This is a genomic window from Nonomuraea sp. NPDC003754 (assembly GCF_053605785.1).
The window spans coordinates 201,763-210,932 of sequence record NZ_JBSGJX010000013.1; the positions used below are offsets into that span (position 1 = coordinate 201,763).

General features: G+C 66.8%; 9 protein-coding genes. 3 read left to right on the forward strand and 6 right to left on the reverse strand.

Features of this window, described 5'->3' with window-relative positions:
• Nucleotides 1-10: 10 nt before the first annotated feature.
• From ACWEVS_RS18840 to ACWEVS_RS18865, 6 genes are all read right to left on the reverse strand, one after another.
• Entirely contained in the window at nucleotides 11-997 is a 987-nt protein-coding gene (locus tag ACWEVS_RS18840) for a phosphotransferase (protein WP_452552547.1), read from the reverse strand.
• A gap of 241 nt (nucleotides 998-1,238) precedes the next feature.
• Complete coding sequence (locus tag ACWEVS_RS18845; RefSeq protein ID WP_452552549.1) at nucleotides 1,239-1,514, reverse strand: hypothetical protein; 276 nt, start codon at nucleotides 1,512-1,514, stop codon at nucleotides 1,239-1,241.
• Between the two features lie 214 nt (nucleotides 1,515-1,728).
• Nucleotides 1,729-2,310 (reverse strand): SMI1/KNR4 family protein, encoded by a 582-nt coding sequence (locus tag ACWEVS_RS18850; RefSeq protein ID WP_452552551.1) that lies wholly within the window; start codon nucleotides 2,308-2,310, stop codon nucleotides 1,729-1,731.
• A 155-nt stretch (nucleotides 2,311-2,465) separates the two neighbouring features.
• Nucleotides 2,466-2,693, reverse strand: a complete 228-nt coding sequence (locus ACWEVS_RS18855) for a hypothetical protein (RefSeq protein ID WP_452552552.1) — start codon at nucleotides 2,691-2,693, stop codon at nucleotides 2,466-2,468.
• Between the two features lie 419 nt (nucleotides 2,694-3,112).
• Nucleotides 3,113-3,514, reverse strand: a complete 402-nt coding sequence (locus tag ACWEVS_RS18860) for a hypothetical protein (RefSeq protein WP_449922067.1) — start codon at nucleotides 3,512-3,514, stop codon at nucleotides 3,113-3,115.
• Between the two features lie 550 nt (nucleotides 3,515-4,064).
• Nucleotides 4,065-5,378 (reverse strand): hypothetical protein, encoded by a 1,314-nt coding sequence (locus ACWEVS_RS18865; protein ID WP_452552554.1) that lies wholly within the window; start codon nucleotides 5,376-5,378, stop codon nucleotides 4,065-4,067.
• A gap of 595 nt (nucleotides 5,379-5,973) precedes the next feature.
• Here ACWEVS_RS18865 and ACWEVS_RS18870 point away from each other — a divergent pair.
• The 3 genes from ACWEVS_RS18870 to ACWEVS_RS18880 all read left to right on the forward strand — a co-directional run bounded on the left by ACWEVS_RS18870 (nucleotide 5,974) and on the right by ACWEVS_RS18880 (nucleotide 8,752).
• On the forward strand, nucleotides 5,974-6,849 hold the full coding sequence (locus ACWEVS_RS18870) for a metalloregulator ArsR/SmtB family transcription factor (RefSeq protein WP_452552556.1): 876 nt from the start codon (nucleotides 5,974-5,976) through the stop codon (nucleotides 6,847-6,849).
• Nucleotides 6,846-7,445 carry a dihydrofolate reductase family protein gene (locus ACWEVS_RS18875; protein ID WP_452552558.1) on the forward strand — a complete coding sequence of 200 codons (600 nt, stop codon included), beginning with the start codon at nucleotides 6,846-6,848 and terminating at the stop codon, nucleotides 7,443-7,445. The genes ACWEVS_RS18870 and ACWEVS_RS18875 overlap by 4 nt, the downstream gene beginning before the upstream one ends.
• A gap of 1,175 nt (nucleotides 7,446-8,620) precedes the next feature.
• On the forward strand, nucleotides 8,621-8,752 hold the full coding sequence (locus ACWEVS_RS18880) for an integrase (protein WP_452552560.1): 132 nt from the start codon (nucleotides 8,621-8,623) through the stop codon (nucleotides 8,750-8,752).
• The last annotated feature ends 418 nt before the right edge of the window (nucleotides 8,753-9,170 follow it).

Consider the following 9,170-nt stretch of genomic DNA (forward strand, 5'->3'; position numbering starts at 1 on the left):
GCTCCGGCCGTCAGGGGCGGGGCCGTTCCGCCGGGACAAGCGCAAGCGTCGCGGCGGTGTGATGCCGCACGAGCCCCTCCATGAAGTCCCGGTCGGGAAAGTCGCCCTCCAGCAGCCGCAGCGGGCCGGCGACCAGCGACAGGTGCTGCGCGAGCCGGTAGAGCTCCATCCGGCGCTCGTCCAGCCCGTCGACGTGCAGATGCGCGTAGTGCTCGTGGAACCGGATCCGCAGGAAGACGTGCTCCCACTCGACGTCGAAGAACATCGTCCCCTCGATGTCGACGAGCACCGGCTCGTCCTGGTCGTCGATCAGGACGTGGTCCGGGCCCAGCTCGCCGTGGATCAGTCCGTGGCTCGACCGAGGCTCGATGGCGGCGGCCAGTTCCTCGAGAACGGCGACGCACTCCGCCCTCGCCTCCGCGATCCTCCCGACACGGGCGGCGGCCTCGTCCAGATCCCGGAGCGCGCGGTCGAGCACCGCCGTCACGCAGGAGTCCGGCTGCGTGACCGAACCGTCGGCCACCTCAGCGATCTTCCCCATGCGCGGGCTCGTGCGCTGCCGCATCCGCTCCAAGGACCGGGCGAGCTTCCCGAGGATCGTCGTTCCGCCCTGCGGGTCGTCGTCCAGCCGCCTCTCCAGCGTCCCGCCGCGCACGTCCTCGACGAGAGCGAGATCGGCGGGAAAGCGCGACTGGGAATCGTCGGCGACGTACAGCCGCGGCACCCGGACGCCCACCTCCTCCAGCAACCCGTGGGCGGCCGAGAAGAGGCGCAGACCCGAGGCGTGCGAGAAGGGCCCCTCATCCTCCACCGCGGCAGGCCAGTAGTTCTCGTCGTCGGACCAGAGGTACAGGATCGCGGCGAACCCGTCGTCGAACAGGAGCCGGTAGACGCCCTTCTTGCTGCCCCCTCTGAGCCGCTCCACGCCGGCCACCCGACGGCTCGCCCCGAAGACGCTCCGCGCCAGGTCACTGACGTCCCCACGCTCCAGAAACACCCGACCACCCGCAAGCCCCATGATCAGAACTGTAACCGCGCGGGGCCGTCGACGAGGAAGCGGGAGCGTCCGCCCACCGGTTATGACCTGGACACCTCGGCCGGCGACATCGCAGCCTCGGCGACCACCAACAACTCGATCAAGGACTGCTGTACAGCAACCAGGTACAGGCGCCCGCCCCCATGCCCGAATGGCAAGCGGACCCGCGCCATTGAGCACCGGGAGCGAGGCGGCGCCACTCCTATGGCCGTAGCCGCACTGCCGCTTCGATCCGGCCGCCGATCCCCACGATCGCGAACACGATGGCCAGAGGTGCGAGGCTCTCGTTTCCGTTCAGCACGGAAAGGAACCCCACGACTCCAGCCATGAAGATCAGGACGCTGCTGATTCCACGAACCACATAGGCGTTATTGCGAGTTCTCGGGGTCGGAGCGATGGCTCCCAGGGCCTGGATGGCTGATTTTCGTCCCGCCGGGTCGCGAATCTTCTCAAAGGGCGCAGTGGAAGGCTCATCCATGGGACCCAGAATGTCACGATGATGACCATGGGTGGCTTACCCGCGGATTACGATCAGGGTCCGCGCCAACCGGCGAAAGGTCGCCTTGGGCTGCGGAGAAAGCCAAGGCAGGAGAGGCCGTGAAGGCGCTGACGATGATGTATTCGCGACGGCCTAAGGTGGCCCATCTCCCTCACAACGATGTGGAAGGTGCGCCGGCCAGGAGCGGGGGCGGTCAATAGCCGCTGTACTGGTCCCGCATCAGGTCCCAGAACGATCGGAAGCGCGTGGCTCCGGGCAGCCATGAGGCCATGAACCAGGCTTCCCACTCACCATCAGGGGTCTTGATGTGTGGGTTGAGCAGGAAGGCCCCTTCGTCGTGCTCGCCGATCCAGAGGGTGTCCGGGATGTACTCGGTCCGAAAGTGCAGGCAGCAGTCCTGCCCCTCGTCGTAGGTGAAGTACTCCTCGTCAGATACAGGAGGAAGGTCCTCGTCAGACCACCCGAGCGCGATGTCTGGATCTACGTCTCGGAGCCAGCCGATTTCCGTGACCGACGCAAGGTGACCCTCTCCGTAGCCGACGATGTCCCAGCCGTTGGCGGCCTGGAGATATTGCCGGTAGCTGGGTGGAAGGGTGGTCCCCAGACGTTCCTCAGCGTGGGCGATCTCTTCCTCGCCGGCACCGGTCGAGCCCAGCCGTTGGGGATCCCGGGTCTCGTACTTACGCTGCTCGGCGTGATCGCGATAGTTCCACTCAAGGATCTTCTCGCTACCGGTGCGCAGAAGATCAAGCCAGGCGTAGGAGGGGGTGCTCATGGGCCGGAAGATACGGGGACGCTCCGACACTTCGGCCTCGGAGGGTGGAGAACCCGCCCATGTACGGCAGCGCCGTCCCGGACGGCGTGGCCCGGTTCGCGCTCTGTCTGGTGCATAAGCGCAAGGAGTCCGCCTTCCACGGCGCTCAGCCCTGTCTACTGAGCCGGCCCGGCCTGCCCGTCGCAGAACACCTCGTTGACGAGCCTCCGCGTCGCTTTCTGGAACGCCTCGGCCAGGGACATGGCGGCGTCGTCCACATAGTTCAGCGCGGCGGTCAGGGTCTTGCCGCCGTCGGGCGTGCTGTACATCAGCGCCGCTTGGCCCGCGATGCCGCCGTTGTGGGTGATGACGGTGCCGCCGCGGTCCGTTTGCTGCACGAACACCCCGAGGCCGTAGCCGAGCTTCGGGTGCGGCTTGCTCCTCCGGCTGGTAGGTCTTGAACCGGTTGTCCACCCATTCCTGGCCCGACCAGGGAATCCCCGGCACGACCGTCCCGTCGTCGTAGTACTCGCCGGTGAAGTTGAACACGCCGCTGGTGTGCTGCAGCAGCATCCGCACGGTAGGTGAGCTCGTCCTGGCCGGTGAGGGTGGACATGGTGGTGTGCTCCTTCAAACCTGTTACGAAATCCCAGCGAACGGACAGATGGGTGGCATACGGCAGACGCCGCAGCTGACACGCGGCGGGGAAGGCCGCCGGCCGGGCATCGTGGGGGCCTGGCCTTCCCTGACCTGCCACGCCGCCGCGTCACAGGGGTCCGGACAGGACCCCGTGACGAGCGGTAGCCGCGCAGGCCGACATCCGTCAAGCGGCGTCGAGAGCCTCGGTGATCTTGCGAGCCATCTCGGCCATGGCGGGGCTGGGCTCGCCCTTCCCGGGCCGGGCGGAAGCTTCGATGGCGACGATGACGGTGCGGCGGAAGTTGTCGGCCTCCGCCGGAGCCTGCTTCTTGAGCAGGCTCATGGCCGCCGTCAGGGCCGGCAGCACGTGGTCGGCGAGTGCGGCCGTGGACTTGCCGTTCAGGCCCTTGGGCGCCTTGGTGAGCACGTGCCCGACCAGGCCGGTCGCCGAGGTCAGGGCGATGGAGCCTTCGGTGGCGATCCTGTGGGGCGAGCCGGCGGCACCAGCGGCGGCCATCAGCGAGACGGCGCCCCACGCGGCGGTCCGCAGGGTGAACGTGTCCTGGTCGTTAAGGGTGATGGACATGGTGGTGTGCTCCTTCAAATCTGTTAGGAAACTCAATTGATGGAATGCGGGCCTGTTGGTGCCGGGGGTGTCGAGATTGCTCAGGCCGGGTCGCCCGAGAAGATCTCGCCCGGCCTTGCGGCCGCACTCGCTGCACCGTTCATGGCATTCACCATCGCCGACCGCTCTGATACCGGGCTGTTGCCGTCCTGACGCGGCCGCTGACACGACCTAGGCAGGGTCAGCCGGGTCGAGGGCTCCGGTGATCTCGCGGGCCATCTCAGAGAGGCGGAATCGCCACCCCGGCGTGCGCAGGCACAGCACGTCCAGATCAGCAATGCCCGGACGGCCGCCGAGACCTCAGTCTGAGCATTGAGCAGGCTGGCCGGTGGCGGTCAGGTCCACCCGGCGTCGAACCGATGAACGTGCGCGCGGGGCCTCGTCCAGCCCGGCCTGGTCGGCACGGGCCGCGATCACTGCCCCTTTCTCTCCTACTGGTCCCCGAGCACAGCACACGAAATGGGCCCGGAGGATGCTCCGGACCCATTCCGTGTGCAGAACGGTGGTGAAGTCAGCGGTTGTAGGAGCGAGCCGTCACGCTCCCAAGCCCATTACTCCCGTCCTTTGACAGATAAACGGTTATCCCTTCGTCGTGGAGGTTGATCCACCCGCCACCCTGCCCGTAGGGGGCATCTTTCGCGCGTATGGAGTCGGCGTACAGGGTGCCCGGGTAGTTGGAGCCGCGTGTGCGCCAGACCGCTACCCCGCCTTGGGGGAAGGTGATGTCTCCGTCACCGTCCTTAAGACCCTTCACGTACTCGGTGGCGACGCCGTCGAACACGCTCTCGCCGGCGTACAGGGCACCCGAGTCGTTGGAGCCGCGCGTGCGCCAGACTTTCACCCCACCCGGGAGGAAGGTGATATCTCCGTCACCGCTCTTAAGACCCTTCACATACTCGGTGGCGACGCCGCTGACGGTGGCCTCGCCGGCGTACAAGGCGCCCGAGTCGTTGGAGCCGAATTCGCGCCACACGTGCATCGCGCCCTTGGAGAAGGTGAAGGTTCCGTCGCCCTTGGTCGACCCCTGTACCCACGGGGTGGTGACGCCATTGACGGCGGTGAGGGCTTCCAGGATGGGATTGCGTACCTGAACGGTCGTGGTGAAGATGTGCCGCTGGGTGCCGAATTCGGCGACGAGCGTGTAGGTGGTGTCGCGCTTCGGGGCGTCGGCGGCGTCCAGCACCAAGGAGTACGGGCCATGCGACCCGGCGTGCTTGACCTTGGGAACGGGCTTCCGGCCCCCCGGGAACAGGATCTCGTAGGTGAAGTCGTCGGACCCCTCCCAGTTCAGCGTGACCTTTGTTCCGGCGTCCACGACGGCGTTGTCCGCGAGGAAGCCGTGCGGCGCCGGTATCTCCTGTGGCGCGGTCTTCACCAGCGCCACCGCCGTGTAACTGTTGCGCGGGCTCCCGCCCTTGCTTCTGCTGGCGTTCTCGGTCACCGTAAGCACGGCCAGCCCGGGCGTGGGGGCGACGGTGATGTTCTCCAGCGTCAGCACCATGTAGTCACCGGGGCCGAAGTTGATTGCTTTACCGCCCTTGTCGGTGACCTGGAATGCGGAGCCTTGCGTCTGGACGGTCACCGAACGGGGGCTACCTGACTTGATGTCGGTGTACTCGGCTTTGTGCGTGATCGTGGCGAAGTCCTGGGCAAGTGTGAGGTCGCCGGCGCCAGTGCCGACGGGAACCGTCAGCGTGATCTTGGAGTACGCCGTCTGCCCGGTGTTCGTGACGAGCAGGTACACCGTCCCCGTGGACTTCGACTGCCGCCCGGCCTCTGACGCCGCCAGGGGCGCCGGGTCGGTGAGCACGGTGTAGGTCAGCATGGTCAAGGTCGCGACTCCTTCTCTGGGAGGACGGCGCAGCCTGATGACCGGCGCGCCGAGATAGGACCGGGCTGGACAGGTCGGGCAGCGATACGGGTGATACATCCGAAATCCGGCGCTTGTGACGCACCACAGAAGACCACCCTTAGATCCAAACGCCGGCATTGGAGCGCGACAAGAGCACTCAAGGACGCCATAACAGGACTAGTCAGCAACATCTTCAGCGCCTTGACACGCATTCGGACCATGCGTCACTGCGCCACGCGAAGTAGCAAACCGTGCCTCGTTGCAGACTGTCCGGGGCAAACGTGCTGCATGCGGACACTGCGCCCGAGGCGTTGCAAACGGTCTCCCGCGCGTGCAGCACACCCAGAGGGGCGCGCAAAGCGACCCGCCGAGCGGAAGGCCTCGACCCCGCTGCGGATCCGCGTGCCGATGGGGCCACGAGCCGGCCGCCAGCGAATCGTGCGCGCCCCTGAGCAGGTCCGTGAGAGCACTCGCCTTCGACGCAGACCTGCCCTTCGCCTACGCTTCCGAGCCCACCCCCCGAAATATTCCTTGACACGAATATTCTCCACGGAGAATACTTCTCGGCATGGACGCACTCCTCGCCGCTCTGGCCGATCCAGCCCGCTGGCGGCTCGTGAGCCTGCTGGCCGAGCGGCCCCGGCCGGTCGGAGTCCTCGCCCAGCTCGCCGAGGCACGCCAGCCGCAGACGACCAAGCACCTGCAGGCTCTGGAGCGTGTCGGCGTCGTCACCTCCCAGCGCTCCGGCCAGCGCCGCATCTACGCGCTCCGAACCGAGCCCCTACGGGAGCTGGCGGCTACGCTCACCCGACTGGCCAACGCCGCGGACCAGGCCGGCGGCCCGCGCGAGACATACGACCGCTACGGTCTCGGCCTCCACACAGAGCGGCTCGCCGCCAAAGAACCGGGGTGGGCCGACGGCCGCTCGTTCACCTTCCACCGGCCGCTGGACGGGCGCCCGCAGGAGGTCTGGCGCCACCTGACCGAGGCCTCCCTGCTCGCCCACTGGTGGACACCGGACGACCTGCGCGTCTCCGAACTCGTCTTCGAGGCGCGACCGGGCGGGCGGATCATCCATGAGTACCGCGACGCCGACGACGCCGACGGCTCCGACCTGGTCGCCGGACGCGCACACGGAGTCGTCGAGGACGTACGCCCCGGGGAGCACCTCGCCTACCGGCTCTCCCCGCTGCTTCCCGACGGCAGCCCGGCCTTCACCGCCCACCTCGACCTCGACCTCCGACCCACCGGCACCGGTACGGACCTCGACGTCCGCTTCAGCATCACCGACAGCACCGTCGAGTCCGCGGACTTCATCGCAGGCATCGAGATCGGCTTCGGCCAGAGCCTCGACAAGCTCATGGCGACCCTCGCCGCGGACTCCAGCAACACCGACACAACCGGCGACGCCGGAAATGACATCACCATGAGGAGCCCGAAATGACCAGCTCGACTGGCCGCAAGGTAACCGCGAACCTGAGCCTCACCCTTGACGGTCGTTACAACGGCCCCGGCGGGCCCAACGACTTCGGGCCGTTCGCCCCGTATGTGACCACCGACGTCGCGCGCGACCACATGACCCGCATCTGGGAGAACGCCACGACGGCGCTGCTCGGCCGACTCAACGCCGAGGGATTCATGGGTTACTGGCCGTCGGTCGCCGACGACGACAACGCCGACCCGCGTGATCGCGGATACGCCACATGGCTGGTCGACACCGAAAAGGTGGTCTTGTCGACCACCCTGGCCCAAGCACCGTGGGACCGCACCCGCGTGGTGAACGCACCCGCCGCCGACGTCGTCGCCGACCTCAAGGCCACCGGCGAGGGCGACATTCTCGTCAACAGCAGCGCGAGCATCATCAAGCCGCTGCTGTCGGCGGACCTGCTCGACCGGCTCTACCTCATGATCTTCCCCGAGATCGCCGGAGGTGGGCAGCGACTGTTCGACGACGGCCTGCCGGCCACCAAGTGGACGCTCACCCATCAGGAGACCGGCGAGCTGGGCGAGATGGCCATGGTCTACGACCGAGTCCACTGAACCGGGCACAACCTGAAGATCGCCGGACGGTGCCCGGCCCGCCGTAACGTGGTGCAGCGGCGGGACCAAGACTCCCTCTACTGCCCGCCTGTCTGCAGATCACGGCTCTTCCTGTCAAAGCCGGCGTCGCGTGAGAACCGTAGGGTTGCGCAGGCCCGCCGCGCCACCACACGTGGCCGTATGGCGCTCGGTCCGCGCCGGCGGAGGTACCAAGACCCCGACGTCCCGGCGCACGCCGGCACTCTCCAGCGCTGCGTGAATGCACTCGAGGTGCAGAAGGCTGAGCAGGAAGCAGCAGACGACCGGTGGAACGTACAGGGACTCGTACAGAAACGCAGAAGCCCTCCGCGATCCTGCGGAGGGCTTCTGAGCTGGAGCCGCCTTAGGGATTCGAACCCGAGACCCCTTCATTACGAGATTTATCATGATCGTCCAGTGGTGACCGCCGGGGACTCTGTGCGCTGGTCACGGTCACTTGTACCGGTCGACCAATCCACCAACGTCCATGGCCGTCCGGGGTAGTTGTTAGCAACCGCGTTAGCAAGCTCGCCACACCAGCCCCGTCATCCGGTGGCAAGAGGACCCGCACCGCAGGGCCGCCAGGCCCGAGGAGCGGAAGCCTCGCGGCAGGCATTTCTTGGGCACCCGCATTTCGAGAGCCGTGCTCCTTGGGCATTCTAGGTGCCGTGACCTGGGGATATGCCTCTAACTCCCGGAAGCTCGTCCCGCAGATGTCCCGCCCGCTACAAGGCCGCCATCGTGTCGATCGGTGGCAAGCGGCCACCGGTGCGCTTGAAGGCCGTGGACGTATGGGCTTCTCTCATCGTGAGACCTCTTGATGAAGCCTTTCTGGTGAACGGTTCTGCGTTAGAGACTACGGTGAGGTCGGACCGGGATCGGGGTACCTACGAGTCGGCTCGGGTTGGGGATGAGCGCGAAGCAAGGTGGGGCAAGAGCTCCGTTACAAGTCGAGCATGTCCGGGCGGCATTGCGGCGCCACTACGCCGGACTGATCTACGAAGAGGATCTTCAGGGCTACGACACGGCAGGTCGGGAGCAGCGGTTCCTCTCCCGGGCGTTGTCGGCCGAGGCTCTGCGCATCGTGACTGGCTGCGACCACGAACCGGCTGCACGATCTCCGGCACATCCACGCGACCACGCTCCTCCTGGCGGGTGTGCCCGTCCACGTCGTCGCGGCGCGCCTGGGCCACGCTGACCCGTCCATCACCCTGCGCGTCTACGCTCACGTGATCCGCGCGGCGGAAGCCTCCGCGGCAGACGTCTTCGCTCAGGCGATCGGCGAGTAGTGGGAGCCACTCGGGAGCCACGCTGTTAGCAGGGGCGTTAGCAAGATCCCGAGATCCTGACAAACACGAAGGCCCGCTCCAGGTTGTCCCTGGTAGCGGGCCTTTCGAGTGAGCGCGGCCGAGAGGACTCGAACCCCTAACCTTCTGATCCGTAGGGAAGGGCAGATGTCTCGTCGAAGGCGTACTGCGCTGCTCAGGCAGTAGATGCGGGCTGGTGGGATGTGACCGCGTAAGGCGATGTTGCTGTACGGCGTTGCTCTACAGCAACGCACCGTACCCCTGGGACCAGCGCTCATTCGATGTTGTCGGCGCCATGCCCTAGGTGTACTGACCTGAGAGGTTAGGTACGCGGCTGGCGGGTGGGTGGCCGCCGAGTGCGGTGTGTGCTCGGTGGTGATTGTAGGCGTGGAGCCAGGGG

What these genes read in the sequence shown, in the direction of transcription:
- ACWEVS_RS18875 (WP_452552558.1), top strand. Translation starts at nt 6,846, where the DNA reads ATGACCAGCTCGACTGGCCGCAAGGTAACCGCGAACCTGAGCCTCACC.
- ACWEVS_RS18870 (WP_452552556.1), top strand. Translation starts at nt 5,974, where the DNA reads ATGGACGCACTCCTCGCCGCTCTGGCCGATCCAGCCCGCTGGCGGCTC.
- ACWEVS_RS18860 (WP_449922067.1), bottom strand. Translation starts at nt 3,514, where the DNA reads ATGTCCATCACCCTTAACGACCAGGACACGTTCACCCTGCGGACCGCC.
- ACWEVS_RS18865 (WP_452552554.1), bottom strand. Translation starts at nt 5,378, where the DNA reads ATGCTGACCTACACCGTGCTCACCGACCCGGCGCCCCTGGCGGCGTCA.
- ACWEVS_RS18850 (WP_452552551.1), bottom strand. Translation starts at nt 2,310, where the DNA reads ATGAGCACCCCCTCCTACGCCTGGCTTGATCTTCTGCGCACCGGTAGC.
- ACWEVS_RS18845 (WP_452552549.1), bottom strand. Translation starts at nt 1,514, where the DNA reads ATGGATGAGCCTTCCACTGCGCCCTTTGAGAAGATTCGCGACCCGGCG.